This window comes from Bradyrhizobium symbiodeficiens, assembly GCF_002266465.3.
Lineage (GTDB): Bacteria > Pseudomonadota > Alphaproteobacteria > Rhizobiales > Xanthobacteraceae > Bradyrhizobium > Bradyrhizobium symbiodeficiens.
On sequence record NZ_CP029427.2, the window covers coordinates 3,478,743 to 3,505,006 of the forward strand.

Below are 26,264 nucleotides of genomic sequence, written 5' to 3' on the forward strand. Positions count from 1 at the left end.
GGATCGAAAACTAGGACTCTCCATTGCGCCCGTCAAGAACTAGTGCGAGTTCCTGAATCAAATACTAAATATAGTGGATTGCAGGGGATAACAGGGGGCAAGCCCGCGCCTGTTCTGGGGGCAAGTATCAGTGAGTCCTCAGAGATTCCCAACCGAAAAAATTTGCATTGAGTGGTCTTCCGGAGGCTTCATCCCGCTGTTCACAGGGGAGGTATATTTTTGAGCGACGGGGTTGCCACGACGGGACTCACGTAGGGGTACGGAAGGTGAGGGCAGGCATGCCCCCCGAGGTGGTGGTGGGGGAGCCGAATCCGGGCCAAGCTGCCCCTCGTTTTCTGCCGGATACCCACATGCTTGATTCGACTCGCCGGGATGCGCGGCCGCGCATCGCCCCGGCCGGACTGATGTTCCTTGCCATCACCTCGATCGGCTGGGGCTTCAACTGGCCGGTGACCAAATTCCTGCTCTCCGAGCTGCCGCCGCTGACGCTGCGCGGGGTGACCGGCGTGCTCGGGGCGGTGCTGCTGGCGGCGCTGGCTTTGGTTCGCGGCGACAGCCTGAAGGTGGCGCCCGAGATCTGGCCGCGCCTGATCACCGCCGCCGTGCTCAACGTCACCGGCTGGATGGTGCTGATGGGCCTGGCGCTGCTCTGGCTGCCCGCGAGCGAGGCGGCGCTGATCGCCTATACGATGCCGGTCTGGGCCTCGATCATCGCCTGGCCGGTGCTGGGCGAGCGGCCGACGCTGCTGCGCACGATGGGGCTGGTGATGGCCTTTGTCGGGCTTGCCTCGATCATGGGCGGCAACGGCATCGCCGCCAGCGTCGAGAAGCTGCCGGGCATCGTCATGGCGCTCGCCGGCGCGCTCGGTTTCGCGGTGGGCACGGTGTTCTCGAAGAAGTACCCGATCCATCTGCCGCCGATCACGGCTGCAGCCTGGCAGATCGGGATCGGCTGCCTGCCGATCTCGATCATTGGCCTCCTGATCGAGACCACGCATCTGGACAAGGTGACGCCGGCCGGCTGGTGGCTGCTGGTCTATTCGACCGTGGTGCAGTTCTGCATCGCCTATGTCAGCTGGTTCGCAGCGCTCGCCCGCCTGCCGGCCTCGGTCGCCGCGATCGGCACCATGGCGGTGCCGGTGATCGGCGTGGTCGCCTCGGCGATTGCGCTGCATGAGCCGCTGGGACCGGGCCAGATCGCCGCGCTGATCTTCACGCTGGCGGCGGTGGTGCTGGCGACGCGCTAATGCCTGGGTCGTGTGGCCTCGCTTGGCGCGCCGATCTGCCGTTTGATCTGAGCGATCAGCGCCGCCAGATTGCGGTCGTCCGGCACGATGATCGCGAGCCTTTCAGCGTAGTCCAGCGCCGCCCTCGCATCGCCAGCCGCGCGGCTGAACGAGACCAGGGCTGACAGGACGTCCCTGTCGCCCGGATGACGTTCCAGCGCCGTATTCAACATCTTCACGGCCTCATAGGCTTGCCCACGGGAATGCAACGCCACCGCGTAGACATAGAGGTAGCGTGGCTGATCGGGGTCAAGTTCGGTTGCCCTCCGCAACTCGGCGAGCGCCTCGTCAGGCCGCTTCAGCCGGGTCAGCGCCAAGCCGAGTGCGTGATGCGCGGCGGCATCACCCGGCGACGCCGCGATCGCTCCGCGGAGAACCGTTTCGCCGTCGCTTTCGCGGCCGGTGCGGCGATAGAGGTCCGCCAGATTGATCGCCGCCGTCGCATATTGCGGGCTCAGCCTGAGCGCGGCCCGGTACTCCATCTCCGCATCCCCGGTCTGGCCGCGGCGTGCGAGGAAATCTGCAAGCGCGGCGCGCGCCTCGGGTCGTTCGGCATTGGCGCGCTGCGCCGTGACGAATTCCCCGGCCGCCTGATCAAAGCTGGCGCGATCGCCCGACGGCTGGCTTGCGGTCGGGACCGACGCGAGCAGGGAGGCCGCCCTGATGCGAACGCCTCGCACGGGATCAGCGAGCAGCGGCGAGGCCAGCGGCCAGATCTGGCTGGCGGCCACGTTTTCCAGCATGGCGAGGCCGCCGATCCGCACCATCGGATCGGGATCGGTGAGCGCGGTGCGCGCCGCCGCGATGGTCGCCGGCGTCACGCGCGAGGCAAGTTCGCCGAGCGCACTTGCCCGCGCCACGGCCGGAGCCTGGCGATCCGCGGACAGGACCGAAAGCAGTTCAGCGGCATCGCTCTGGCCGGTGCGGGCGGCATGGAATGCCTGTCCGTAGGTCTGGAAACCCTTGCGGGCTGGTCCGAACCACCGCTCGATCGCCGACGCGGCCCATTGCGCAGCCTTGTCGCGATGACAGTCGTTGCATGCGTTCGGAGTTCCGAGCGAGACAGACAGGTCTGGCCGCGGCACCCTGAAAGCGTGATCGTGCCTGACATCGACCACCATGTAGGTCCGGGCCGGCATGTGGCACGAGATACAGGTCGGCGCCGGATCGGCCTCTGCGTGGTGGCTGTGTTTCACATCGGCATATTTGTCGGACGCATGGCATTGCAGACAGGTGCCTTCGCCTTGCAGGCGAAGCTTGGCGCTGTGCGGCTCGTGGCAATCGCTGCAGGTGACGCCGGCCGCAAACATTTTGCCTTGCTTGAAGGGCGTATAATTATACGGCTCCTCGACGTCACGGATCTGCCCGTCGGCATGATAGGTGTTGCGCGCGAGCGGCTCCACCACATGGGTTTGCGACAGCCATTCGCCGGGTATCCAGTCCTCGCGGAAGCCGGCCCGCCGTGCGTGACAGAGGCCGCAGGTCTCGACTTCCTTGCGCAGCATTGCCGGCGCCGCGGAGCGCCGTGCGTTTCCGGTCTGGGGATCGATTGGCCAGGCGACGCCCTGGCGCTCGTCGAAACGCACCAGCAATCCCTTGCCTGGCTCCTGGCGCTTGCCGAACGGCCACCAGCTTTGTTGCTCGCGCGCCCAGTTGGTGTGGTTCGAGCCTTGGCCGTGACAGGCCTCGCAGCCAACGCTGATGTCAGCCCATGTGGTAGCAAAGCGGTCGGTCGCGGCATCGTAGTTCTTGCGCAGGCCGGTGGAGTGGCACTCCGCGCACATGAAATTCCAGTTCTGGTTCAGTTTGGTCCAGTGCAGGATATCGTCGTGCTTGATGGCTTCATCGGGCGAGAGATGAAGCCAACGCTGGCCACCCTTGTCGTGTGACCGGCTGTCCCATGCGATCGGCAAGGCCTGAATGCGCCCGTCGGGAAACTCGACGAGGTATTGCTGCAGTGGATCGACGCCAAAAGTATACTTCAGCTCGAACACGGCGAGCTTGCCATCGGCACCGTCGGTCTCGACCAGGAATTTGCCGTCCTTGCGAAAGAAGCGGGAGCGCACGCCGTAATAGTCGAAGCTCGCGTCGTTGAAATTGCCGAGCACGGTCTGGTTGGTGGCGTGCTGCATCGCCGCCTTGTGCTGCGAGGCGCCCCATAATTTCGCTTCGGCCTGGTGGCAGCCCGCGCAGGTTTCGCTACCGACATAGGCCGCGGCAGAGGGAGCGTAGGTCTGCGAGGCCGGACTGCTATGATTGAGAAACTGGAAGGCAGCACCGAAAGCGACGACGGCGACCGCCGCGACCCCAATCCAGATGCGACGCATCGGCAACTGCGCGGCGCTCTGCCCAGCACGCTTCGGCGACTGCGAAGTCGGTGACGGCGCTTGGGCAAGTCCCCCCGGTGTGTCCCGGCCCGATTTGCGGCGCTTGCGTGCCAATGGCTGCCCTTCTTGCGATCAGCGAATTGGCGTTCAGCATCGATCGAGATGGCCGCGCCAATCTTCAGCCTCAGCCCTATCGAGTCAAGGAGCGATGGATCACGGCGAGATATCGAACCGGGCGGCGGCTCCGGACAATTGATCGGCCACGGAGGCGATGCCCGCGCGTATCTCTACTGCAGCTCGATTTCTCCTGGCCTCCAGGTCTTGTCGAACCACGGTTCGAGCGGGCCGTAGAGACGCAGAAGGGTATTCCAGCCTTTGCCAGGAACGGTCTGCACCCAATTGTGCTCCTTACCGGCCGGGGCCTTCGGTCCGAAATAAACGTCCACCGAACCGTCTGCGTTGGTCAGGATGGCCTTGTCCTGGCTGCTCACCATCGGGAACCGCTGGTCCGTCTGGAGCATCGAACGCGTCTGGTTGTCGTACAGGATCACTGACCAGAACTCTTTCGCTGGAATGTTCGGGGGCAGATGCAGCTTGTAGTTCTTGCCGCCATCCAGAGCAGCGCTCTTGGAATCGACCAGCCCCACCGCGTATTGAGAACCCTGACCGACCATTTTTGCTTCCATCGCGGGTGTCACGCCGGTCGCATAGAAGTAGAAGAACGACGCGGCATCTAGGAAGCGCACGCCGGGTTGCGATTCAAACTTGTAGCCGCCAAGCCACTGACGCCAGGTGCTGTTCGGATAGTAGAACGCTTCCGGAATCCGACTCCTGAAGAGCAGGGCGCGCACCGTAGCATCGCCGACCGCGGCCGCCTCTGTCAGAATCTTCTTCATGCGGGCATCGGGAGCGAAAGGCTTGCCCTTCTCGATGCCGATGGAAGCGAAGTAGCCGAGCGTAACCGGGTCGAGCGACTCGATCGGCTCGCTCTGAACGACCTGATTGAGCAACGTCCAGACCTTGTCGTCTGCCGGTGCCACCGTGTTGAAGGCTCGGCCCGACACATTGACGAATGTGTTGGCCGGAGGATTGGTCGCTTTCGACAAGGGATAGATGCGCGTGAGCTTCTTCAGGCTTTCGATGGCCGGGGTCATGTCCCCGTTCACGGAAAAATTGCGCCAGACAAGAATTGATTCATAGGTGGGAACACGGACCACGAGATACCCCTCGGGCACTTCTCCCTTGTAGCCGGGCGGCAACAGCAGATACTTGCCTCCTTTGCCCTTGTCGGGGCCGACCACTCCGATGTCGGTGACATAGCGAAACCAGAAGTCGTCGATCATACCCAGTACCATGGGTGGTACCTCGGCCACCAGTGGGCCGTCGTGCAAGTTGATCCATATCCACGTGTAGGCAACGTTGGCGTTGGCCGTCAGAAACAGCGAGCGGGCATCCATCAGCGTCTCGAAGGTCGGGATCGTGGAATTGGCAGGCCCAACCTGGAGCAGTCCCTCACGCAATCCGGCCATGTTCACCGCGGGAAGTGCCAGTAGGTAGGCCTGCACCGCGCGCTGGAAGTCGAGATTGTCGTAAAGCTTTTCGACGGTGGCTTCGTCGGGGAATCCGTCGAAGAACTTCAGCGTGCCGAGGCGCGTCTCGACTTTATCCGGCGAGGGGATGCCCGGCGGAATTGGCGTTTCCATCTTGTATTGCTGTGCCGGTGCCGCAGAACTCACCATCAGCGACAGAACTGAAATTGCAATCGCTATTCGCTTCATGAGCCAATCCCTTCGAAGTCGAAGTATTAGGCGACGACCGCCCGCCAAGGGGATTGATCTGCGTCAACCCCCCGATCGCTCGATCGGGTAAATTCGGCAATCAATAACGGAGGACGCAGGGATGAAGCTCTCGATTGGAATATCTGCACTGCTGACAGCTGGATTGGTCGCCGGCTTCGTTGCGACAAGCACCGAAAAGGCCAGTGCTGTGGTGTACTGCCAATATGTCGAATATCCCGTCGGATGCATCGTCAGGCCCGGGGTCGTGCTGCGGCCGCGGCCGGTGGCGCGCGCGGTCGTAACCCCCCGCGTTGGGGTGGTGGGGAGACCGATGAATCGCGGCGGTCCCGTCAATCGCGTCGGGCGGCGCTGATCCGGCGTCTAACTGCTGCCGCCGAGCTGCGGGATGCGCCCTGTTCGCATCCCGGCATTTCATCAATGAATTTGCTGTTTTTGCTCTCGCCGAGGTAGCCGACATGAGACGTATGACAACGGCCGTCACCGCGCTGTCCTTGATCGCCCTGCTGCCAATTTCTGCGAATGCCCAACAGGTCGCTCCCCCCGCGATCGTTCTGCCGACCGATCGCACCGTGCTGCCCATTCCCGAGCCGGCATATCCGCACAGCACCGTGTTCGACGCACGCAATGCGACGCCGCCGCCACGCTTCGAGGTCAAGGCGCCTGCCAGTGCACCCAACGTTCTGATCGTCCTCATCGATGACATGGGTTTCGGTCAGTCGAGCGCCTTCGGAGGGCCGATCCACATGCCGACAGTGGAGAAGCTGGCGAACGAGGGTCTGCGATATAATGAATTCCATACGACGGCGCTGTGCTCTCCGACGCGGTCGGCGCTGCTCAGCGGCCGCAATCATCACATGAACAATTTCGGATCAATCGCGGAGACCGCGACGACCTTCCCAGGGCAGACCGGACAGCGTCCCAACAACGTGGCGACCGTCGCGGAGATGCTGCGGCTGAACGGCTACAGCACCGCGCATTTCGGCAAGAACCACGAGACTGCCGCGTGGGAAGTGAGCCCCTCCGGTCCAACCGATCGCTGGCCGACGCGCCAGGGCTTCGACAAGTTCTACGGTTTCATGGGCGGCGAGACCAACCAATGGGCTCCGCTGATCTATGACGGCATGACTCAGGTCGAGCCGTCGAAGGATCCCAATTACAATTTCATGACTGATATGACCAACAAGGCGATCGACTGGATGCAATACCAGAAGTCGCTGACGCCCGATAAGCCGCTCTTCATGTACTTCGCGCCAGGCGCCACCCACGCGCCGCACCATGTGCCGAAGGAATGGATCGCCAAGTACAAAGGCAAGTTCGATCAGGGGTGGGACAAGCTTCGTGAGGAGACCTTGGCCCGACAGATCAAGCTGGGTGTGGTGCCCCCCGGTACGAAGCTCGCTCCCAAGCCGGAAGCCATCAAGGACTGGGCCGCGCTGAGCCCTGACGAGAAGAAGCTCTTCGCTCGCCAGATGGAGGTGTTCGCCGGCTTTGGCGAGTACGCCGACACCGAGATTGGCCGGCTGATCGATGCTGTCAAGGCTACCGGCCAACTCGACAACACGCTGGTCTTCTACATCGTCGGCGACAACGGCGCGAGTGCCGAAGGCGGCATGAACGGGTTGTTCAACGAGATGACCTATTTCAACGGCGTGCAGGAGAGCGTGCAGGATATTCTCAAGCACTACGATGAACTCGGTAGCCCGATGACATACAGCCACTATGCGGCTGGCTGGGCGGTGGCAGGCGATACGCCTTTCACCTGGACCAAGCAGGTCGCGTCGAGCTACGGCGGCACCCGCAACGGCATGGTTGTGCATTGGCCCAAGGGCATTGCGGCCAAGGGTGAGGTGCGCTCGCAGTGGCATCACGTCATCGACATCGTCCCGACCATCCTCGAGGCCGCGAAGGTTCCCGAGCCGAAGAGCGTCAATGGAACGGCACAGACGCCCATCGAGGGTGTCAGCATGGCCTATAGTTTTTCCGACGCCAAAGCCCCAAGCTCGCACAAGACGCAGTATTTCGAGATATTCGGCAACCGCGCGATCTATAGCGACGGTTGGCTGGCCGGCACGATTCACCGTGCGGCGTGGGAAACCACCAATCGCAGGCCGCTCGACCAGGACATCTGGGAGCTCTACGACACGCGGTCCGATTTCAGCCTGACGAACGATCTTGCAGCAAAGAGTCCGGACAAGCTGAAGGAGCTCCAGGATCTCTTTCTCAGTGAAGCGGTCAAGTATTCCGTATTGCCGCTCGACGACCGGACTTTGGAGCGGCTGAACGCGGCCATGGTCGGGCGGCCCGACTTGATGGCCGGCCGCACCTCGCTGACGGTTCACGAGGGCATGATCGGAATGTCCGAGAACGTCTTCATCAATGTGAAGAACCGCTCGCATGCGATCACCGCCGATGTGGAAATTCCCAGCACAGGGGCAAGCGGAGCGATCCTTGCCCAGGCTGGCAGGTTCGGCGGCTGGAGTTTGTACCTGAAGGACGGCAAGCCGACCTACACCTACAATTTCCTCGGTCTGCAGCGATTTACAATAGCCGCGAAGCAGGCGTTGCCTGCCGGAAAGTCCACGATCCGCTTCGAGTTCGCCTATGACGGCGGTGGGATCGGCAAGGGGGCGGTCGGCACACTGTTCGTCAACGGCAGGAATGTTGCCACGGGCCGGATAGAGCGCACCCAATGCTGCGGCTTCTCGGCGGACGAGGGGGCGGATGTCGGTGCGGACGAGGGTACTCCAGTAACAGAAGCCTATAAGGTGCCATTCAAGTTCTCCGGCAAGATCAGTCAGGTGACGGTCGAGTTGAAGGAAATGAAGAAGGCCGACAGTGAAGAAGCGGTAGAGGGCCGTAAGGCGGCGATGTTGAAGAAAGGTTTGTCCGATTGAACAACCGGCAGTGCAGGATACGGTTCGTTCCAAAGTCGGGCGATCAAACGACAGCAGATTGACGGGGGGCAGCAGTTATGACGAGTTACATCGCGGGCGGACGACGGTTGAGTGGCGCACTCGCTGCCGCGGCACTTGCCGTGCTTTCTCCGCAAATGGCCCTTGCCGACGAAAGCGGCATTTCATTCTGGTTGCCGGGCCTTTACGGCAGTCTCTCCGCAACTCCGAGCACACCTGGTTGGTCGATCGCCGCGATCTATTACCACGCGAGCGTGGGCGCTTCGGGCGGGGCTGCCGCGTCGCGCGAATTCCAGGTCGGGCGGTTCTCGCCGAACGTCAACATCGATCTCAATTTGTCCTTGCACGGCCAAGCCGACCTGATGCTCATTGCGCCGACCTACACATTTGCGACGCCCGTGCTCGGAGGCCAGTTGTCGGCGACGCTGGCCAGCGTCTACGGTAGAAATTCAGCGAGCCTTGCCGGGACGTTGACGACGGCGGCGGGACCGATCGTCTCTACGCATAATGGCTTCCTAGAGGACGCGCTCGTCTCTTATGGCGACCTCTATCCGACTTTCAGGCTGAAATGGAATAATGGCGTCCACAACTACATGGTTTATGGCGCGGGCGACATACCGGTCGGCGACTACAGTGCGCTCAGACTGTCCAATATCGGCCTCGGCCACGGCGCCATCGATTTTGGCGGCGGCTACACTTACTTGAATCCCACGACAGGCACGGAACTTTCCGGCGTCGGTGGCTTCACCTACAATTTCAAGAACCCCGACACCCAGTACCAGAGTGGCATCGATTTCCATTTCGACTGGGGCGTGTCGCAATTCCTGTCGAAGCAGATCTTCGTCGGCTTCGTCGGTTACGGCTACCAGCAGATCACGGATGATTCCGGACAGCCGACCGTTCTCGGCGGCTTCCGCTCGCGCGTTTTCGGCGTCGGCCCCCAGATCGGATATATCTTCCCGATCGGGAGCAACCATGCTTTTCTCGGCTTGAAGGGTTATGGCGAGTTTGCCGCTGCCAACCGGCCGTCAGGCTGGAACACCTGGCTGACATTCTCGATCTCCGAGGCCGTCCCCACCAGCACGTTGACGCCGACGCGGCACAGCGCGTCGAAATGAGATAGAGAATCGCGCTCTAGGACCCGGATTTAGGAGCACGATTCCTGGTTCGCTCGCGGCGCGTTAGCCCGCGGCCATCCCGTCGCCGCCCAGTGCCTTGCGGATCGTCTCCGCGAGCTGGTTTCTCCGATAGGGCTTCGTCAGAAGCATCACGCCGTCGTCGAGCTTGCCGTGGTGCACGATGGCGTTGTCGGTGTAGCCGGAGGTGTAGAGCACCTTCACGCCCGGCCGCAGCTTGGCCACCTCGTCGGCAAGCTCGCGCCCGCTCATGCCGCCGGGGATGACGACGTCGGTGAAGAGGAGATCGAACGGCTGCCCCGCATGGATCAGTTCCAGTGCGGTCTTGCCGTCGGGGGCGGCAATCGTCTTGTAGCCGAGGCTCTGCAGCTGCGCGGTGACGAAGGTGCGCACGAGGCTATCGTCCTCGACGACGAAGATGGTCTCGGCACCGCCTTCGATCTGCGGCGCGCCGGTCGCGGCCACGTCCGCCATGCCATCGCCCGGCGGCAGATAGAGCTTGATCGTGGTGCCGTGGCTTTCCTCGCTGTAGATCTTGATGTGTCCGCCGGACTGCTTGACGAAGCCGTACACCATGGAGAGGCCGAGGCCTGACCCCTTGCCGACCTCTTTGGTGGTGAAGAAGGGTTCGAACGCCTTCAGCTGGATGTCGGGCGACATGCCGGTGCCGGTGTCGCTGACGGCGAGCATCACGTAGGGGCCGGCCACCACGTCTGCATGGGCCTGCGCATAGGCCTCGTCCAGCACGACGCGGTGAGTCTCCAGCAGCAGCTTGCCGCCGTTCGGCATGGCATCGCGCGCGTTGATCGCCATGTTGAGCACGGCATTGGTGAGCCGGGACGGATCGATATGCGCGGTCATCGGCCCCTGTTCCAGCACCGTCTCGATCTGGATCTGCTCGCCGAGGGTGGGGCGCAGGAGTTTTGCGATGTCGGCGATTGCGGCGTTGATCTCGACGTCGCGCGGCTGCAGCGGCTGCCTGCGCGCGAACGCGAGCAGATGCTGGATCAGCTCGGCGCAGCGCTCGGCGGCCTCGTCGATCAGCCTCGCCACGCGCTGCAGTTCGGGCTGCTCTTTCAGGCTCGCCACCAGCGTCTCGGTGTTGCCGGAGATCACGGTCAGCATGTTGTTGAAGTCGTGTGCGACGCCGCCGGTCAGCTTGCCGATCGCATCCAGCTTCTGCGACTGGTACAGCTGCCGCTCGGTCTCGCGCGACATGGTCGCGTCGTGATAGACCAGCACCGCGCCGGAAATGTCGCCTTGCCCGTCCAGCATCGGCCGGCCGCTGATCATGAGATGACGCGGAGGATTGCCGCTGTGGGGGCGGACGATCATCTCCATGTCCTCGAATTTCTCGCCGCGCAGCACGCGCACCGAGGGCAGCTCGTCGGCCTTGAGCGGCGTGACGCCGTCGCCGTGAAACACATCCGACAGCGAGCGCAGATTGCGCAGGTTCATGCCGGTGCGATGCAGCAGCATGCGCTCCGCGGCCGGATTGGACAGCAGGACGTTGCCCTCGGCGTCGATGACCAGCACCGCCTCCGCCATGCTGTGAAACGTGCTCTGGAGCACGTTGACCGACAGGCGCAGTTCGTCATGCGCGTTGACGAGGTGTTCGGTGCGCTCGGCCACCGCCGCTTCGAGCGCGTGGTTGGCAGCCGTGGTCTCGCTCAGCGTGCTCTCGAGCTCGACCGTCGCACGCCGGCTCTCGCGCATCACCAGCGCGACCAGCAGCAGGATCAGCAGGGCGCCGGCGACGTCGATGCCGAGCAGCACGATGCCGGTGCGGCGCGAATCCTGGGAGCGCGCGGCGAGCACGCGTTCCTCCTCCGCGCTCAGATGGTCGAGGTTGCCCATCACGGCGTCCATCAGGCCGCGGCCCTCGGCCTTGCCGTTGAGCGCGGCTATGCCGGCCTGGTCGCCCGCCGCGCGAAGGCGCATCGCCTCGGCCGCGATCTCGACCCGGCGCAGGGCCAGCGGTTCGGTGTCTTCCAGCAGCTTGACCTGATCCGGATTGTCGCGCACGGCGCGCTTGAGTTCGGCGAGGGCCGGCGCGATCTCGGCTCGGACGGCCTGGAATTCGGCGTTGAAGGCCGGGCTGCGGTAGAGTTCGTAGCCGCGCGCGGCGCTCTCGGCGCGGCGCAGCAGCACGCGCAGATCGGAGATCTTCTTCTGTACCCGGACGGTCTGATGGACCCAGGCCGCGTCGGACCGCGACTTGACGTCGAGGGCGATCGAGGCGGCCGTGATGATCAGGAGGATGGCAAGTCCAGCACCGAGAATGACGCGCTGCGTTGGGATCAAGGGGCTTCTTTCTTGTCCTTCGGCTGTGTGCTCTCGCCCGGACCGGCGAGGCATTCCCGGATCGTAGTCAGCAGCGCTTCCGGCGTGAACGGCTTGCGCAGGCAGCGCGTAGCGCCGAGCTCCAGCGCCATGCGGAGGAAATCGGGAGAGGGCGAGGCGGATGAGGCGAAGGCGTAGCCGGACATCGCGATCAACGGAGTAGCCGGCGCGCGCTCATGGAAGATGCGGATGGACTCGAAGCCGCGCATATGCGGCATGAAGATATCAACGAGCATCACCTCAAAGGCCTGCGCTTCCAGCGCAGCCAGTCCTGTTTCGCCACCGTCGGCCAGCGTGACGTCGAAGCCCTGACGTTGGAGGAGGACCTCGATGGTCGCGCCGACCATCGGATCGTCGTCAACCACGAGAATACGCGGCATGACACTTCCCAGTAATCGAAATCCCCATCGTTGTTGGTGATATCCGCGAATCGTGTCCCTGGTCAATTTTGGATTGGGTCAGGGTAGATATGCACGGTGCGGTGAATTAAGGTCCCGTTATGTCGACTTGTAAGCAGCATCATTGCCGGCGATGGGCCCCGATGCGGGCGAAATCGCCGAGGCGTACAGAATGCGAAAAAAGGCGTCGCAGCGATGCGACGCCTTCCTTCAAGCGTGACTGGAGTGCTTACGGACAGGGGTGACGCTGGCCGTCATAGCCGAGATAGGTGCCCGAAGCCGGGTCATATGACTTGAAGCGCTGCGAGCAATAGGCCACGGAATCGCCGCCGCTATCGGGAACGACCGCTACCGACGGCTCGTCATAGTAGCTGTCGCCATAGTAATAGGGGTCGCCGTAATAGCCGCCGCCGCCATAATAAGCGTAGGAGCCGAGTCCGCCGATCGCAGCACCCGTCGCGAAGCCGGGCCAGAAGCCGCCGCCGCCGTGACGATGATGGTGCCCGCCGTTCCAATTGCCGCCGCGGCCGCTCCAGTTGCCACCGCGACCCTGCCAGGTGCCGCCGCTGGCGGCCGCAAAGTTACGGGCTGCGCCACCGGTGAAGGACGTGCCGCCGCTCGGACGGACCGCTGCACCGGCTGCGAAATTGCCGCCACCGCCGTGGAAGGCGGCGCCGCCGCCGCCCATCCGCGCACCGCCACCGAATCCGCCGCCGCCCATGCGTGCGCCGCCGCCACCGAAGTGAGCGCCACCGCCGCCACCACCGAAATGTGCGCCGCCACCGCCACGACCACCGTGGCCCTGCGCGAAGCTCGGCGTCGCCAGCGGGAGAACCAATGCTACCGCGGCAGCGGCACTCAAAACTTTCAGACTTTTCATGAGTAAACTCCTTTTCCCGGAAGCAAACCCTATGAACGGGCCAGGGTTCCTGCGATCACGCCGGTTTGCGCGTGAATGAAAGGCTCGCGCACGAGCGCTGTACCCGGCATGAACGGATCGCGTCCGATTTGCGGCAACCTCCGTTTGGAGGGCCGCGCATTGCGGAGGGGACCGCCGCTCCCGCCGAACTGGACATTTCGCCGCCCGGATGGCATCAGGACCCGACGAAGCAGGGCCCTTGCCGCATGAAACAGTTCTTCCTCAAGTTCTTCACCTGGTGGAATGGCCAGACTTTTGGCACCCAACTCTGGACCAGGCGGTACGGCGAGCTGGTCGGCCAGGACGAGCAGGGCAATCTCTACTATCGCACCCGCGGTGGGGTGGTCGACCCGACGCTTGGCTTCGAGCGGCGCTGGGTGGTCTATAACGGCTACGCCGAAGCCAGCCGGATCCCGCCGTCCTGGCATGGCTGGATGCATCACACCGTCGATGTTCCGCCGACCGAGGCCAATTATCAGCCGCGCGAGTGGGAAAAGCCGCACCAGCCCAATCTCACCGGCACGGCCAACGCCTATCGGCCCTCGGGCTCGACGCTCGCCAGCGGCAAGCGGCCGAAGGCGACCGGCGATTATCAGCCCTGGACGCCTGGCTAGGCTTTCCGTCCGCCATCAATCTCGATCGTTCGGTTGGATGCACGAGCATCCGCCTCACCCCTGCTGTGGACAACGGGAACAGCGGGGACGGCGTCTGCGCGAACGTTGCGGCCGTGCGAGCCATGCGGCTCAATGCCCCCATCTTACGGAGATGGGAGACCATCGCGTTCGGTTCGGGCAACAGTTCGCGACTGTCCCGAAATGCAGCGGCCGCCGAGCAGGACTCGATCGGGAGATAGGCCCCCGGTCTGGAAGTTCCGAAATCGCCCGATGGAATGTGCAGCCGCCGTAAGCCAGGAAAGGCCGCTTGGGAAACCGAGCGGCCTTTTTCTGTTGCGCCGAGCTCGTGCCCCGGACGCTGCGCAGCACGCAGTGATGCGCTGCTGAGCCGGGACCAAGGTATCCAAGAGCACCCCAGTGGCGTGGGTCCTGGCTGCGGGGCGTCACTGCGTGCCGCACCGCGTCCGGGACACGAGAGGAGAGGCTAGTTCACCCGCTCCGCCGCTCGCTTGACGGCCTCGAGCCTCCGCGCCTGGTTTTGAGCGCCGCGCTCTCTCAGCAAAGCCAATACTTCAGCGGGCGCGGTGTCGGGCGAGCCCGAATTGAATGGCGGGGCGGGATTGTATTCCATCTGGAGCTGGATTGCTTCCGCCGTGGTGCGATCCACCATGAGAGAAACCAGCGTCAGCGCGAAATCGATTCCCGCGGTGACGCCGCCGCCGGTGATGCGGTTGCGGTCGACACAGACGCGCGTCCTGGTCGGCATTGCGCCGAACTGGCCGAGCATCTCCATCGCGCTCCAATGGGTCGCGGCGCGGTAGCCCTTCAACAGACCGGCGGCGCCGAGCGCCAGCGAGCCCGTGCAGACGGAGGTGACATACTTTGCGCCTTCGGCCTGCTTGCGCAGGAAATCGAGCACCTCCTCATCGTTGAGCAGGTCGTTGGTGCCGGCGCCGCCGGGCACGCAGATCACGTCGAGTTGCGGGCAGTCGGCGAACGTCGTGGTCGGCGTCAGCGTCAGCACGGAATCGCTCGGCACCGGCTCGATCCGCTTCCAGATCAGATGCAGATTCGCGCCGGGCACCATGGAGAACACCTGCAAGGGACCGGTGAAGTCGAGCTGGGTGACGCGCGGAAATACCAGAAGACCGATCTGGAGCGGTGACGACATCGGCAGGTCCTCCAAAGATGAGCTTGACGCGCGAAGACTGGCATGGTGCGGTTGTGTCTGAAATGGCGTAATTCCCTCTATTTCGGACATCGGCTATGATCGGCATCCTGATTTTCCCGGATTTCCAGCTGCTTGATGCGGCCGGTCCGATCTCGGTGTTCGAGGTCGCGGCGCGCTGCACGGGCAAGACGCTTGCGCTGCGCGTGCTGGCCGCGAGCGCGGGACTGGTGCGCAGCTCGTCGGGCGTCGAGATGATGGCGCGTGATTTCAAGTCGGCGAATGCGATCACGACGCTGGTCATCGCGGGCGGTGCGGGCGTTGCGGATGCCGCGCGCTGCGAGCTCACGTGCGCCTTCGTGCAGCGGCTGGCGCGGCGCGGCGTGCGCGTCGCGAGCGTCTGCTCGGGCGCCTATGTGCTCGCCGAGGCGGGGCTGCTCGACGGCCGCCGCGCCACCACGCATTGGGGACGGACGCGCGATTTCGTCGCGCGCTATCCGAAGGTGAAGTTCGAGCCGGACCAGATCTTCACCCGCGACGGCAATGTCTGGACCTCGGCCGGCATCACCGCGGGCATCGATCTGGCGCTCGCGATGGTCACCGAGGACCATGGCGAGGAGGTCGCGCAAGAGGCCGCGCGGCACCTCGTGCTCTACCATCGCCGCAGCGGCGGCCAGTCGCAGTTCTCCTCGCTGCTGGAGCTGAAGACGCCGAACGGCCGCTTCGGCGCGCTGTTGTCCTGGGCGCGCGAAAATCTCGACGCGCCGCTGACGGTGGAGGACCTCGCCGATCGCGCCGGCATGAGCGCGCGGCATTTTGCCCGCGCCTTCGCCGCCGAGACTGGCACGACGCCGTCGAAAGCGATCGAGCGGCTTCGCCTCGAAGTCGCGCGCGAGCGCGTGCAGTCCTCGCGCGAGGCGATCGAGCTGGTCGCAGAGGCGACCGGCTTCGGCGATCCCGAGCGCATGCGCCGCGCCTTCATCCGCGCCTTCGGCCAGCCGCCGCAGGCGCTGCGCCGCGCGGCGCGGGCGGGGTAGGGCTCTCCATGCCCGCGAGCGCCCTCGATATGCTCAGTGATCGGGCTTTTCTTTCAAAAGGGCACCCGTCTTCGGGTCGGCATGGAATTCCATCTTCTTTCCGTTCTTGATGCCTTCGCCCTCCCACCGCCCATCGTCGGCTTCGAGCTTCGTGACCTGCGAATAGCCGGACTCCATCAACTTGGCCTTCACTTGCTCCATCGGCATCCAGTCGGGGCCGGGTTGATCTGCTTTGGCTGCTGAGCTCATGGCGAGCGAACCGAGAACCAGGATTACGGCAAATCTCATCGTGGAATCTCCTTGGGATGAGCGGCTTTAACTGGATCTTTGAATTGATGTTCCTCGCTGCGTCGGTGAGCCGCAAACCATCAACCTCGGCTTTGGGGGCGCGCCTCACAATGGGTGCGCGACCGGCTGGTCGGCTTGCGCGTTGCCCCCGCAGGCGCTGCGACGCGCGGCAAGAGCGGGGTAAGACGGGCACACGATCGTCAGCCGAAGGCCTTGCCGACCTCCCGACCGACTGATGCGATCACATCATTCCGTCCATTTGGGTCGAGCGATGCGCCGGTGAGGTAGATTGCGATGATGAGCGGCGAACGCTTGGGCGGCCAAACGATCGCGACGTCATTGGCAGTGCCATTTTCACCTGCTCCGGTCTTGTCGCCCACCCGCCAGCCTTGCGGCAACCCGGCGCGTAAACGAGTATCCCCGGTCTTGTTGGCGATGAGCCATTGGCCGAGTTGATCACGCCCTTCCGGAAGCAGGACGTCACCGAGCAGCAAGCGTCGGTAGTTGGCGGCCATCGCATTTGGAGTCGTGGTGTCGCGGGGATCGCCGGGCTTGGCCTCGTTCAACCCGGTTTCAGTCCGGTCCAATCTCGTGATGTCGTCGCCGAGGCTCCGCGCAAAGCCGGTCAAGCCGGCTGGACCGCCGATATTTTTCAGAAGCGCGTTACCGGCCGTGTTGTCGCTCCGGGTGATGGCCGCGTCGCAGAGCTCGCGGAGGGTCATTCCTTCTCCGCCGATGTGTTCGCGGGTGACGGGCGAGTACTCGACGAGATCGGCCTGTTCGATACGAACTCGTCGTTCAAGCGCTTCCAGCTTGCTGCCCGCGGCTTTGAGGATTGCCGCGGCGGCCAGGACCTTGAATGTGCTGCACATCGGAAAGCGTTCGTCTCCCTTGTGATGGATCGGAACGCCGGTCATTGTATCGAGCACGGACACGCCGAGCCGGCCGCCACTCTTCAGCTCCAACTGTTTGATGGCTTCGATCAGCGGTGCGGTTCCACTTGACGCAGCGCCTGAGACGCCCGGCAGGAAGAGACTTCCGGCCACCGCCAGTGTTGATGAGCCGAATTGACGTCGTGTGAGCATCGTGACCTCCCGAAGATTGCAGCGAGGTTTTGCGTCTGGCTCCGGCAATTGACAAACGATGCTTCGTAAGGCCATCCATAAGTAAACCTTGGATCAAAATGGCCCGCCGTCCCGCCAGCATTTCCAGTCTGCCTCTAAACGCGCTCCGCTCATTCGAGGCGGCGGCGCGCCATCTGAGCTTCACCAAGGCCGGTCTCGAACTTCGGGTATCGCAGGCAGCCGTGAGCCAGCAGGTGCGGACCCTGGAAGAGAGTCTGCGCGTCAAGCTCTTCAAGCGACTGACCCGTGGGCTTGCTCTCACGGAAGAAGGCGAGACGCTACAGCCCGTCATATCGAGCGCCTTCAGCCAGATCAGTCAGGTCCTGGATCGGTTCGAGAATGGCCGCATGCGTGAGAGCCTCGCCATCGGCGTGGTCGGAACGTTTGCGTCGGGTTGGCTGCTTCCTCGCCTCGGGAGCTTCACCTCGAGCCATCCGCATATCGACGTCAGGATCTTCGCGAACAACAACCGCGTGGACCTCGGCGGCGAAGGATTGGACTACGCCATTCGCTTTGGCGACGGTGCTTGGCACGGAACGAACGCCGAGCGTCTGGTCGAGGCTCATTTCACACCGATGTGCGCGCCTGATGTCGCGAAGCGCCTCAAACATCCGGTCGACCTCCACAAGGAGGTGCTGTTGCGCTCGTATCGGCCGGGCGAATGGGCGCACTGGTTCGAGGTGGCAAAATGCAGGCAACCGCGGATGACCGGCCCGATTTTTGACTCGTCGGTCTCCCTGGCGCATGCGGCAGCTCAAGGCGCCGGCGTCTCGCTGTTGCCGGTCGTGCTGTTTTCCGACGACCTGGCGCGCAAGCGGCTGGTTTGCCCCTATGACAGTCAAGCCTTTCTGGGATCCTATTGGCTCACGACCCTGAAATCGAAAAAGCTCTCACCTGCGATGAAAGCATTTCGCGACTGGATATTGGCCGAGTGCAAGAAAAAGAGACCACGCAGCGCGTAAGCCTTCTCCGTCTCGCGAAGTGCGTTGAGCGCGGTGCTCAATGCTAACCAGAACTCAGTCGGGCCCCCGCCCTTGCCCCAGGCGGCAGGCTTCAGTGCTTCACGTCTCTGAGGTCGCCCGCCAAGCCGTCGATAATGTACTTGACCCAGCGGTCCTCTCTCGCGAGCGCCTCAGTCTTCAATTTCAACTTATCTTCATCCGTTAGCGGCAGCGTTGGCGGCGGGTCGTTCTTTTCAATGAACATCATCACTGGACCTCTCAAGGGCAAGACTCCCTGATGTCTATCGTTCCAGAGCGAGTTTCTTGTTCCACTCCGCGCCCGGGCTTGGATCAATTCCGCAAAGCGTCATCAAGGGAACAACGCCGTTGAGGCATGTTCCATCCGCCCGAAGATAACCCTTGCACCGCCTGCGCAATGGGTAGCTAGTGTCAGCCTCAGCGCGCCACGCTGTTCAGACGTCGGAGGGCGCAATGCAGAGCTACGTAAACCACGAAAATATCAGACGTTATCAGAAGCTCATCGCCATCAGTGAGGGGGACCCGTCACGCGATGAAGCACGGCATCAGACGCTGTTACGACTCCTGGCCGAGGAAAGAGCCAAGGACGTGCGGCCGGACGATTGGCCTGACACCTGATCTGGAGCGCCCGTAGATTGCGTCAATCGAATTCGGCTCCACGTTCCGCTTGCCTAGCTGGTCCTCTTCGCCGCCGCTCCGCAGGACGCATCCGCGCGCGCCATCAAGCGCCGCGCGATCGGCATCAGCAGGTATGGCGCAAGGTGGATCGGAAACTGCGTCATCGCGAAATAGAGCCAGGTGGTGGGCGGCAATGCGCCGGCGGTTGCCGCCAGCATCAGGCCGAGATTGCGCTGTGACACCATCAGCCCGAGTGCGAGCGCGCGCTCGGTGCCGATGCGGCGGAACAGCAGCGTGGTGACCGCGAGCAGGGTGAAATAGATCGCGAACGAGAGAGCTGCGAGGCCAAGGGTGAACAGCGGCTGTGCGAGGAGGTCGCGCACGACGTCGCCCATGATCGCGGCAGCGAACATGAAGAGGATGATGATGTTGAGGCCGTCGATCGGCGTCTTGTGACGCTGGATCGCCTCCGCGCCGAAGATCCATCGGATCGCGGTTGCGGCCAGCAGAGAGGCCGCGAGGATGCCGAGCAGTTTCAGGCCCAACGCCAACGGCGTGACGCTGAGCATGTCGCCGAGGAAGAGCCCGGCGAACAGCGAGGCCGTGAAGGGCACCAGCGCGGTCGAGGTCACCAGCGTGATCAGCACGAGCGTGGCATCGAGACCCATCAGCGCGGCCAGTGCCGGAGAGGCCATCATCGGCGAGGCCATGCTCTGGAGCATCAGCGCGAGCGAAAGGCCAGGGGCGCGCGCCGTGAGCCCGGTTGCCTGGGCGATCAACCCGACGATCAGCGGCACGCCGATCGTGGTCCAGGCCGTGGCAGTTGCCACCAGCGCCGGTCGGCGCAGATGGCTGTAGAGGGCGGCCAGATCGACCCGCATGAAGGAGATGCAGAGCAGGCAGAGGATGGCCTCGGTGAGATAGGGACGCAGCAGCGCGCCGAGGGGTGGCACCGCGGCCGCGATGAAGACCACAGCGGCGACTCCGCGCGTGCCCTGGCTGCCGAGCCATGTCAGGACGCGCAGCGGGACGGCGAGGATGGTTTGGAGGGTGGACGGCATTGCGATGAGTGTCGCCTGCGTAGCCCGGATGAGCGCAGCGATATCCGGGACAGATATTTGCGAGGGGTGAGAGCGGTCCCGCATGTCGCTGTCGCTCATGCGGGCTACGGGAGTTCGCTAACCCAATCCCTTCAGCCACGCGCCGATCTCGCCGACGGCGACATTGGCCTGCTGCAACAGCTTGCCCATCGTGAAGAAGCCATGGAATTGGCCGGGATAGTGCTTGGTCGTGACCGATACGCCGGCCTGCTCGAGCCGCGCGGCATATTCGTCGCCTTCGTCGCGCAGCGGATCGGCGCCGGCGGTCAGCACATAGGCCGGCGGCAGGCCGGCCAGGTTTTGCGCACGCGCCGGTGAAGCGCGCCAGTCGTGGATGTCGGCGACGCCATTGAGGTAGTGGTCGCGAAACCAGCGGATCACCGAATGCGTCAGCAGCACGCTGGTCTCGGGCTCGCTGTGGGAGCCGTGGGTCATGGCGAAATCGGTGGCGGGATAGATCAGCACCTGGCCTGCGAGCGCAGGGCTGCCGGCATCACGCGCGGCGAGCGCCACGACCGCGGTGAGATTTCCGCCGGCGCTGTCGCCGCCGATCGACAGGCGCGAGGCATCGATGCCGAGCTCGCGCGCGTTCGCCGCGATCCATTGGGTCGCGGCGATGGCGTCATCGGCGGCAGCGGGAAACTTGTGCTCGGGCGCGAGGCGGTAGTCGACCGAGATCACCATCAGCGCGCCGGCGTCGGCCAGCTGGCGGCAGACGACGTCGTGGGAGTCGAGATCGCCGATCACCCAGCCGCCGCCATGGAAGAACACCAGCGCCGGCGCCAGGCCGTCGTGCCGGCGCGGCTCCTTGGGCACGTAGAGGCGGGCGGGGATCACCCCGTGTGGGGCCGGGATCGAGAGCAGTACAATGCGGGCAAGCTCGGGCGGCTCGGGGTTGGTGGCAAACCGGGCCTGCGAATAATAGGCGCGCGCTTCCGGCGCGGTCAGGGCTTCGTAGGCAGGACGGCCGGCCTCCTGGAAAGCCTTGTAGACGGCGGCGGCATCGGGATCGAGCACAACGGGCATGGAAGGGCGCACCTCTGGGATTTCCGGTTATCGTTGGACGTCGTTTTCGGGGCGATGCCGCCTCGCGCCCTTGGGTGGGGCGTCCGACTATCCCACCCGTCAGCAGCCCTGGCCAGCGGGCGGCGGACAGGGCAGGGATGCCGCCCTTCCCCCGCCGTATTCCCCGTGTTAACCGGAGGGCCTGCGAGCGGCGGTATCCCCTGTAAAATGTCCAACAAGCCCGATTCGCTGTTGAAGCCGCGCGAGATGTTTCGAACCATTACCCTGACAGGTTTTGCGGCGCTTTTGGCCGCCACCGCACTGACGGCTGCGACGCCGGCCCAGGCGCAGATCGGCACGATCTTTTCCGATCCGCCGCCGCTGCGGCCGCCCGGCAACATTCCGCGCGGCCAGCCCCAGCCGCAGCAGATCCCCGATGACGACGAGGAAGTGCCGGAACTGCCGCCGCAGGGCCGCGTGCTGCCGTCGCGCCCGATGCCTCCGCCTCAGGGACGGCAGGGCAATGTGATGCCGGGGCCGGTCGAGATCCAGCCGCTGGCGCCGCCACCGGGCTCCACCGTCGCGCCCCCAAACCAGCTACCGTCCACCGCGGTCGCACCGCCGGGCGCGCCGGGTCGCCAGCCGCAGCAGAAGGGCGGGCCGGGTGGTGCCGTGCCGCAGACCCCGGCAAGCCTGCAGCCGGGCGACGAGGTCGTCACCGAGCCGCCCGCCCAGAAGATTGTGAACAAGAAGGCGACGTTCTCAGGCCTCGACAAGATCACCGGGCGGATCATCAATTTCGACGAGGAGATCGGCGAGACCGTCCAGTTCGGCGCGCTTAGGGTCAAGACCGACGCCTGCTACACGCGGCCCGCGACTGAAGCCGCCAACACCGACGCCTTCGTCGAGGTCGACGAGATCACCTTGCAGGGTGAGGTGAAGCGGATCTTCTCGGGCTGGATGTATGCGGCAAGCCCGGGCCTGCATGGCGTCGAGCATCCGATCTACGACATCTGGCTCACCGACTGCAAAGAGCCGCAGCAGACCATTGCGACCGCAGCGCCGGATCCTGCGACCAAGCCTGCGCCGCCGCCGCCCGCGCAGAAGAAGGCCGCGCCGAAGCAGGTGCAACAGCGTCCGCCGCAGCCTCTGCCGCCGATCCAGCAACAGCAACCGGCACCGCCTCCGCCCCCGCCGCCGGAGCAGCGACCGGGCCTGTTCGGCATTCCCGGGTTTGGCCGATAGGCCAAATCCCGCCGGTTTGGCCGCTAGGCCTGGCTGTCGATCATTGCCTGGTCGCGATGATCTCGAGTGCGCGTGCGCCCGGGATCGCCTCACCCGCAGAGAGCTTCAGGAAATCGCCGGGCTCGCCCGCGAGCGCCTTGTCGAGCAGCGCGGTGTAGCGCCGCCGCGAGATCTCGGCCGCGCCGAAGCTCTTCAGATGGTCCGTGACATACTGGGTGTCGAGCAGCTCGAAGCCGCCATGGATCAGCCGCGCGACCAGATGCACCAGCGCGACCTTGGAGGCATCGCGCGCGGTGTGGAACATGCTCTCGCCGAAGAAGGCCCGTCCGAGGCTCACGCCATACAGACCGCCGACGAGGTGCTCGCCCTGCCAGGCCTCGACGCTGTGGCAATGGCCGAGCTCGTACAGGCCGCCATAGAGGTCACGGATGCGCTTGTTGATCCAGGTGTCCTCGCGTCCGGCCTGCGGCGCGGCGCAGCCGGCCATCGTCGCCTTGAACGCGGTGTTGACGGTGACGCGAAATACATCCGAACGCACGGTGCGCGCGAGCCGCGAGGCGACACGAAATCCGTCGAGGGGAATGACGCCGCGCAGCTCCGGCTCGACCCAGAACAGGGTCGGATCTTCGGCGCTTTCGGCCATCGGAAAGATGCCGCAGGCATAGGCGCGCAGCAGCACGGCCGGTGTGATTTCAGACGGAGCGGAGTCGCGCGAAGTCATGGTTCGCAATCATAGCAGGATCGCGATGCGGTTGCGATGGGGGTGCGCGGCGGGGCGCGAAGATCAGCTCGCGGCGGCGGTGCTGGTCCTGCCGGGGGCTGCGGGCATGCGCGCGAACTTCAGCACGATCCGGGTTCCCGAATGGGCGGGATCGCGCTCGACCACGGCGTCGAGCTTGGAGGCCATGGCCGCGACGATGCGCTGGCCCATGCCGGTGGAGCGCGGATCGACCTTGACGTTGTCGCCGACGCCGTTGTCGGTGATCGACAGCAGGACATCCTCGCCGTGCCCGTGCAACTCGACATGTATCGGGCCGGCGCGGTCGGGATAGGCATATTTCACCGCGTTCATCACCAGTTCGTTGACGATGATGCCGACGGCGACCGCGCGGTCGGGATCGATCTCGATCGGCTCGGCCTTCAACGTCAGGCGCGACATCCGGTTGCCTTCGGCCGAGCGGCGGAGATCCTCGAGCAGCGAGTCCAGATACTGGTTCAGGACCACGCTCTTCAGATCCTGCGAGGTGTAGAGGCGGCGGTGCACCTGCGCGACCGCGGCGACGCGGCCCATCGCGTTGGTCAGCGCCGCCTTGACCTCGTCCTGGGCGGCTGAGCTTGCCTGCAGGTGCAGCAGCGAGGCGATGATCTGGAGCGAGTTGCCGACGCGGTGGTTGACTTCGCGCAGCAGCATTTCGCGCTCGGCGGCGAGAGCTGCGTAGCGGTCGCGCGAGGCGTGGATCTCGGCTTCGGCTTCCTCGCGTGCCCTCTGCAATTCGGCCTGGCGCAGCGCGCCTTCGGCGGCGACGTGGAGCAGGGGGATGAAATCGCCGGTGACGTCCTTGACCAGATAGTCGGCCGCGCCGGCCTTCAGCGCGGTGACCGCGATGCTGGAATCCTGCGAGGCCGTGACGAACACCACCGGCGGCGAGCCCGGGATCGCCATGATCTGCTCCAGCGTCTCCAGCCCGTCGAGGCCGGGCATGTACTGGTCGAGTGCCACCACGTCGATGATGCCGTCGACGTTGCTTTGGGCACACGCGCGGCGGATGCGCTCCAGGCCGTCCTCGCCGCTGGCGGCGTGGATGACCCTGTAGCCGCGCCGCGTCAGGCCGCGATCGACCAGGCGCGCCAGCGCGCCGTCGTCGTCGATGTAGAGCAGGGTTGGCGTGCGCTGGTTCATGGGGCGGCGGGCGGGACCTGGATGACCGAGAAGAACAGGCCAAGCTGCCGGATGGCATTGGCGAAATTCTCGTAGTTGACGGGCTTGGTGATGTAGACGTTACAACCGAGCTCGTAGCAACGCTTGATTTCCTGGGAATCGTCCGTGGTGGTCAGCACCACCACGGGCGAAGCCTTCAGATATTTGTTTTCCTTGATCTGCCGCAGGATGTCGATCCCGCTCATGTCGGGCAGGTTGAGGTCGAGCAGGATCAGCAGCGCGTTGCCCTTCTGCACGAGTCCGCTGCCGTCGGCGCCGAACAGATGCTGCATCGCGTCCGTGCCGTTGGGGAACGCGACGATCTCGTTGTTGACCCCCGAGCGGCGGATGTTGCGCTCGATCAGGCGGGCGTGGCCCTCGTCGTCCTCGATCATGATGATGGTGACAGGCTGGGTCATCGATCTGCGTTCCGGTTGTTCACGTTCCAGGCTATCGGCAACGTGATGGTGAAGGTGCTGCCCGCGTCCAGTTCCGATGATACCGACATGGTGCCGCCGAGGCGACGCACAAGTGCACGCACATGCGCAAGACCGATGCCCTGGCCAGGCTTGTCCTGGGTTCCCGCCCGGCGGAACAGGTCGAAGATCCGCTGGTGATCCTTAGGATCGATCCCGCGGCCATTGTCGCTGATCTCGAAGATAGCGTATCCGAGCTTGGTTCGCCCGCGGATTCTGATCTCGCCGGGCACTCCGCGCTTCAGATACTTGATCGCATTGTCGATCAGATTGGAGAAGATCTGCTCGAGTGCGAGCCGGTCGCTCACGATGTCGGGCAGGGGATCGAGGTGGATCTCGGCGTGGGCCTCGGCGGCCTGGTGCGCCAGCGTCGACACGATGGCCTCGATCAGTTCGCGCGTGTCGACCTTCACGGGCTGGAATTCGCGTCGGCCCTCGCGGGTGAGGTTGAGAATGGCCGAAATCAGCCGGTCCATCTTGGCGATCGACGTCTTGATGAACCGGAGCGCTTCGGAAACATCGTCCGAGAGCTGCTTGTCGGCCGCTTCGAGCATGATCTCGCCGGGGGCGCCGGGCGCCAGCGGCGGCCCGCCGGCGGGGACCTGGGTGAGGCCGCCGATGCGGCGGAAGACATCGCCGCTGAGCTCTTCGAGCTCGCTGGTGAAGCCCATGATGTTGACGAGCGGCGAGCGCAGATCGTGACTGACGATATAGGCAAAGCGCTGGATCTCGTCGTTGGCCTCGCGCAAATCGGCCGTGCGCTCGTCGACGATGGATTCGAGATTGAAATTGGCATCGCGCAGCCGCGCTTCAGCCTCGTCTCGGGCGCGAGCCGAGCGCCGCACCAGCCAGATCGAGATCAGCGCCAGCACCACGACGAGGCCGGAGCCAATCCCGGTCATCGAGGCCGCGAATGTCTGGCTACGGTCGGCGTTTTCCGAGCGTTGCCGGAATAGCCGTTCCTCCTCCTGGAGCATCCCAGAGGCGATTTTGGCGATCTCGGCGGTCGCGTCAGTCGAGGCAACCTCACGGACGACCGCGGCGGCCTTCTCCGGCTGACCCTGAGCGATGAAACCCATCTCTTGCCCGAACTGCCCGAGCCGGGTCTTGATCGCCTCGCTGAGTTTCGCGATGCTTTCGCGCTGCACCGGGTTGTCGCCGGTCAGGCGCGTGAGCCTGTCGAGGGCCGGCATTATCGCCGCGATCGCCCTCTCATGGTCGATCCTGAAAACCGCTTCTTGCGTCAGGAGGTAGCCGCGCGCTGCACTTTCCGCACGCCGGATTTCCAACAGCAGGGCGTTGATCTGGTTCTCCGCCTCGATGGTGTGAACCACCCATTTGTTGTCATCTCTCGCCTTGTTGACGAGATAGACTGAACCCGCGCTGATGCCTGTCAGCACCAAAAGTCCCGCTGAAAACAGCAGGATCTGCCAAAATGCGCGCCGTCGTTGGGCTTTGGCCGTCACCACGGCCTCGCTCTGTCACACTCAGCGGAAGTCAAAACGCCCCCTTGGAACTGTCCCCGCGTCGAGAACGCGATGGGGGCCAAAGGGTTCCACGACGAAAGCGGA

24 protein-coding genes are annotated in these 26,264 nt (G+C 64.3%); 9 read left to right on the forward strand and 15 right to left on the reverse strand.

Features of this window, described 5'->3' with window-relative positions:
• The first annotated feature begins 350 nt into the window (after window positions 1-350).
• Window positions 351-1,247: a DMT family transporter gene (locus CIT39_RS16035; protein WP_094974384.1), complete on the forward strand. Its 897-nt coding sequence runs from the start codon at window positions 351-353 to the stop codon at window positions 1,245-1,247.
• Here CIT39_RS16035 and CIT39_RS16040 read toward each other — a convergent pair.
• On the reverse strand, window positions 1,244-3,613 hold the full coding sequence (locus CIT39_RS16040; protein ID WP_094974383.1) for a tetratricopeptide repeat protein: 2,370 nt from the start codon (window positions 3,611-3,613) through the stop codon (window positions 1,244-1,246). The genes CIT39_RS16035 and CIT39_RS16040 overlap by 4 nt on opposite strands.
• Window positions 3,614-3,900: 287 nt before the next feature.
• Complete coding sequence (locus CIT39_RS16045) at window positions 3,901-5,391, reverse strand: DUF1254 domain-containing protein (RefSeq protein WP_094974382.1); 1,491 nt, start codon at window positions 5,389-5,391, stop codon at window positions 3,901-3,903.
• Window positions 5,392-5,512: 121 nt separating this feature from the next.
• On the opposite strand from CIT39_RS16045, the gene CIT39_RS16050 reads away from it, so the two are divergent.
• The 3 genes from CIT39_RS16050 to CIT39_RS16060 all read left to right on the forward strand — a co-directional run bounded on the left by CIT39_RS16050 (window position 5,513) and on the right by CIT39_RS16060 (window position 9,442).
• Window positions 5,513-5,764, forward strand: a complete 252-nt coding sequence (locus CIT39_RS16050) for a hypothetical protein (protein ID WP_244607592.1) — start codon at window positions 5,513-5,515, stop codon at window positions 5,762-5,764.
• Window positions 5,765-5,876: 112 nt separating this feature from the next.
• Entirely contained in the window at window positions 5,877-8,306 is a 2,430-nt protein-coding gene (locus CIT39_RS16055) for an arylsulfatase (RefSeq protein WP_334273155.1), read from the forward strand.
• 77 nt (window positions 8,307-8,383) lie between these two features.
• Window positions 8,384-9,442 carry a SphA family protein gene (locus CIT39_RS16060; protein ID WP_094974379.1) on the forward strand — a complete coding sequence of 353 codons (1,059 nt, stop codon included), beginning with the start codon at window positions 8,384-8,386 and terminating at the stop codon, window positions 9,440-9,442.
• 63 nt (window positions 9,443-9,505) lie between these two features.
• Here CIT39_RS16060 and CIT39_RS16065 read toward each other — a convergent pair whose 3' ends face one another.
• The 3 genes from CIT39_RS16065 to CIT39_RS16075 form a co-directional block, all read right to left on the reverse strand.
• Window positions 9,506-11,764, reverse strand: a complete 2,259-nt coding sequence (locus CIT39_RS16065) for a CHASE3 domain-containing protein (RefSeq protein ID WP_094974378.1) — start codon at window positions 11,762-11,764, stop codon at window positions 9,506-9,508.
• Complete coding sequence (locus CIT39_RS16070) at window positions 11,761-12,183, reverse strand: response regulator (RefSeq protein WP_094974377.1); 423 nt, start codon at window positions 12,181-12,183, stop codon at window positions 11,761-11,763. Before CIT39_RS16070 ends, CIT39_RS16065 begins: the two co-directional genes overlap by 4 nt.
• Before the next feature lie 247 nt (window positions 12,184-12,430).
• Entirely contained in the window at window positions 12,431-13,081 is a 651-nt protein-coding gene (locus CIT39_RS16075) for a BA14K family protein (protein WP_094974376.1), read from the reverse strand.
• A 245-nt stretch (window positions 13,082-13,326) separates the two neighbouring features.
• On the opposite strand from CIT39_RS16075, the gene CIT39_RS16080 reads away from it, so the two are divergent.
• Window positions 13,327-13,734, forward strand: coding sequence for an NADH:ubiquinone oxidoreductase subunit NDUFA12 (locus CIT39_RS16080; protein WP_094974375.1), 408 nt, complete (start codon window positions 13,327-13,329; stop codon window positions 13,732-13,734).
• 484 nt (window positions 13,735-14,218) lie between these two features.
• Here the strand turns inward: CIT39_RS16080 and CIT39_RS16085 are convergent, their stop codons facing one another.
• Window positions 14,219-14,905, reverse strand: coding sequence for a DJ-1/PfpI family protein (locus CIT39_RS16085; RefSeq protein ID WP_094974732.1), 687 nt, complete (start codon window positions 14,903-14,905; stop codon window positions 14,219-14,221).
• A 95-nt stretch (window positions 14,906-15,000) separates the two neighbouring features.
• On the opposite strand from CIT39_RS16085, the gene CIT39_RS16090 reads away from it, so the two are divergent.
• A complete protein-coding gene (locus CIT39_RS16090; protein ID WP_094974374.1) occupies window positions 15,001-15,939 on the forward strand; it encodes a GlxA family transcriptional regulator in 939 nt (312 codons plus the stop codon).
• A gap of 33 nt (window positions 15,940-15,972) precedes the next feature.
• On the opposite strand, the gene CIT39_RS16095 is transcribed toward CIT39_RS16090, so the two are convergent.
• Both CIT39_RS16095 and bla read right to left on the reverse strand, forming a co-directional pair.
• Window positions 15,973-16,188, reverse strand: a complete 216-nt coding sequence (locus CIT39_RS16095) for a PepSY domain-containing protein (RefSeq protein ID WP_244637452.1) — start codon at window positions 16,186-16,188, stop codon at window positions 15,973-15,975.
• A gap of 239 nt (window positions 16,189-16,427) precedes the next feature.
• Window positions 16,428-17,312, reverse strand: coding sequence for a class A beta-lactamase (bla, locus tag CIT39_RS16100; protein ID WP_094974372.1), 885 nt, complete (start codon window positions 17,310-17,312; stop codon window positions 16,428-16,430).
• A gap of 98 nt (window positions 17,313-17,410) precedes the next feature.
• Here bla and CIT39_RS16105 point away from each other — a divergent pair, with 98 nt between their 5' ends.
• Window positions 17,411-18,313, forward strand: a complete 903-nt coding sequence (locus CIT39_RS16105) for a LysR family transcriptional regulator (protein WP_094974371.1) — start codon at window positions 17,411-17,413, stop codon at window positions 18,311-18,313.
• A gap of 91 nt (window positions 18,314-18,404) precedes the next feature.
• Here the strand turns inward: CIT39_RS16105 and CIT39_RS16110 are convergent, their stop codons facing one another.
• Window positions 18,405-18,560, reverse strand: a complete 156-nt coding sequence (locus CIT39_RS16110) for a hypothetical protein (RefSeq protein ID WP_155526019.1) — start codon at window positions 18,558-18,560, stop codon at window positions 18,405-18,407.
• Window positions 18,561-18,784: 224 nt separating this feature from the next.
• Here CIT39_RS16110 and CIT39_RS16115 point away from each other — a divergent pair, with 224 nt between their 5' ends.
• Entirely contained in the window at window positions 18,785-18,949 is a 165-nt protein-coding gene (locus CIT39_RS16115; protein WP_155526020.1) for a hypothetical protein, read from the forward strand.
• A 53-nt stretch (window positions 18,950-19,002) separates the two neighbouring features.
• On the opposite strand, the gene CIT39_RS16120 is transcribed toward CIT39_RS16115, so the two are convergent.
• Window positions 19,003-20,010, reverse strand: coding sequence for a Na+-dependent transporter (locus CIT39_RS16120; protein ID WP_094974370.1), 1,008 nt, complete (start codon window positions 20,008-20,010; stop codon window positions 19,003-19,005).
• 117 nt (window positions 20,011-20,127) lie between these two features.
• On the reverse strand, window positions 20,128-21,075 hold the full coding sequence (locus CIT39_RS16125) for an alpha/beta hydrolase (protein ID WP_094974369.1): 948 nt from the start codon (window positions 21,073-21,075) through the stop codon (window positions 20,128-20,130).
• A gap of 207 nt (window positions 21,076-21,282) precedes the next feature.
• On the opposite strand from CIT39_RS16125, the gene CIT39_RS16130 reads away from it, so the two are divergent.
• Window positions 21,283-22,299, forward strand: a complete 1,017-nt coding sequence (locus tag CIT39_RS16130; RefSeq protein ID WP_162308524.1) for a DUF2155 domain-containing protein — start codon at window positions 21,283-21,285, stop codon at window positions 22,297-22,299.
• Window positions 22,300-22,339: 40 nt separating this feature from the next.
• Here the strand turns inward: CIT39_RS16130 and aat are convergent, their stop codons facing one another.
• The 4 genes from aat to CIT39_RS16150 form a co-directional block, all read right to left on the reverse strand.
• Complete coding sequence (aat, locus tag CIT39_RS16135) at window positions 22,340-23,020, reverse strand: leucyl/phenylalanyl-tRNA--protein transferase (RefSeq protein ID WP_094974367.1); 681 nt, start codon at window positions 23,018-23,020, stop codon at window positions 22,340-22,342.
• A 63-nt stretch (window positions 23,021-23,083) separates the two neighbouring features.
• Entirely contained in the window at window positions 23,084-24,199 is a 1,116-nt protein-coding gene (locus CIT39_RS16140; RefSeq protein ID WP_094974366.1) for a sensor histidine kinase, read from the reverse strand.
• Window positions 24,196-24,636, reverse strand: coding sequence for a response regulator (locus tag CIT39_RS16145; RefSeq protein ID WP_094896865.1), 441 nt, complete (start codon window positions 24,634-24,636; stop codon window positions 24,196-24,198). Before CIT39_RS16145 ends, CIT39_RS16140 begins: the two co-directional genes overlap by 4 nt.
• Entirely contained in the window at window positions 24,633-26,159 is a 1,527-nt protein-coding gene (locus tag CIT39_RS16150; protein WP_094974731.1) for a sensor histidine kinase, read from the reverse strand. The genes CIT39_RS16145 and CIT39_RS16150 overlap by 4 nt, the downstream gene beginning before the upstream one ends.
• Between the last annotated feature and the right edge of the window lie 105 nt (window positions 26,160-26,264).

Excerpts from the sequence above, each read along its gene's own strand:
- CIT39_RS16080 (WP_094974375.1), top strand. The coding sequence starts at position 13,327 with ATGAAACAGTTCTTCCTCAAGTTCTTCACCTGGTGGAATGGCCAGACT.
- CIT39_RS16075 (WP_094974376.1), bottom strand. The coding sequence starts at position 13,081 with ATGAAAAGTCTGAAAGTTTTGAGTGCCGCTGCCGCGGTAGCATTGGTT.
- CIT39_RS16145 (WP_094896865.1), bottom strand. The coding sequence starts at position 24,636 with ATGACCCAGCCTGTCACCATCATCATGATCGAGGACGACGAGGGCCAC.
- CIT39_RS16095 (WP_244637452.1), bottom strand. The coding sequence starts at position 16,188 with ATGAGCTCAGCAGCCAAAGCAGATCAACCCGGCCCCGACTGGATGCCG.
- CIT39_RS16090 (WP_094974374.1), top strand. The coding sequence starts at position 15,001 with ATGATCGGCATCCTGATTTTCCCGGATTTCCAGCTGCTTGATGCGGCC.
- CIT39_RS16060 (WP_094974379.1), top strand. The coding sequence starts at position 8,384 with ATGACGAGTTACATCGCGGGCGGACGACGGTTGAGTGGCGCACTCGCT.
- CIT39_RS16115 (WP_155526020.1), top strand. The coding sequence starts at position 18,785 with ATGCAGAGCTACGTAAACCACGAAAATATCAGACGTTATCAGAAGCTC.
- bla (WP_094974372.1), bottom strand. The coding sequence starts at position 17,312 with ATGCTCACACGACGTCAATTCGGCTCATCAACACTGGCGGTGGCCGGA.
- CIT39_RS16105 (WP_094974371.1), top strand. The coding sequence starts at position 17,411 with ATGGCCCGCCGTCCCGCCAGCATTTCCAGTCTGCCTCTAAACGCGCTC.
- CIT39_RS16125 (WP_094974369.1), bottom strand. The coding sequence starts at position 21,075 with ATGCCCGTTGTGCTCGATCCCGATGCCGCCGCCGTCTACAAGGCTTTC.
- CIT39_RS16085 (WP_094974732.1), bottom strand. The coding sequence starts at position 14,905 with ATGTCGTCACCGCTCCAGATCGGTCTTCTGGTATTTCCGCGCGTCACC.
- CIT39_RS16130 (WP_162308524.1), top strand. The coding sequence starts at position 21,283 with ATGTCCAACAAGCCCGATTCGCTGTTGAAGCCGCGCGAGATGTTTCGA.
- CIT39_RS16120 (WP_094974370.1), bottom strand. The coding sequence starts at position 20,010 with ATGCCGTCCACCCTCCAAACCATCCTCGCCGTCCCGCTGCGCGTCCTG.
- CIT39_RS16045 (WP_094974382.1), bottom strand. The coding sequence starts at position 5,391 with ATGAAGCGAATAGCGATTGCAATTTCAGTTCTGTCGCTGATGGTGAGT.
- CIT39_RS16070 (WP_094974377.1), bottom strand. The coding sequence starts at position 12,183 with ATGCCGCGTATTCTCGTGGTTGACGACGATCCGATGGTCGGCGCGACC.
- CIT39_RS16140 (WP_094974366.1), bottom strand. The coding sequence starts at position 24,199 with ATGAACCAGCGCACGCCAACCCTGCTCTACATCGACGACGACGGCGCG.
- CIT39_RS16050 (WP_244607592.1), top strand. The coding sequence starts at position 5,513 with ATGAAGCTCTCGATTGGAATATCTGCACTGCTGACAGCTGGATTGGTC.
- CIT39_RS16040 (WP_094974383.1), bottom strand. The coding sequence starts at position 3,613 with ATGCGTCGCATCTGGATTGGGGTCGCGGCGGTCGCCGTCGTCGCTTTC.
- CIT39_RS16110 (WP_155526019.1), bottom strand. The coding sequence starts at position 18,560 with ATGATGTTCATTGAAAAGAACGACCCGCCGCCAACGCTGCCGCTAACG.
- CIT39_RS16035 (WP_094974384.1), top strand. The coding sequence starts at position 351 with ATGCTTGATTCGACTCGCCGGGATGCGCGGCCGCGCATCGCCCCGGCC.
- aat (WP_094974367.1), bottom strand. The coding sequence starts at position 23,020 with ATGACTTCGCGCGACTCCGCTCCGTCTGAAATCACACCGGCCGTGCTG.
- CIT39_RS16055 (WP_334273155.1), top strand. The coding sequence starts at position 5,877 with ATGACAACGGCCGTCACCGCGCTGTCCTTGATCGCCCTGCTGCCAATT.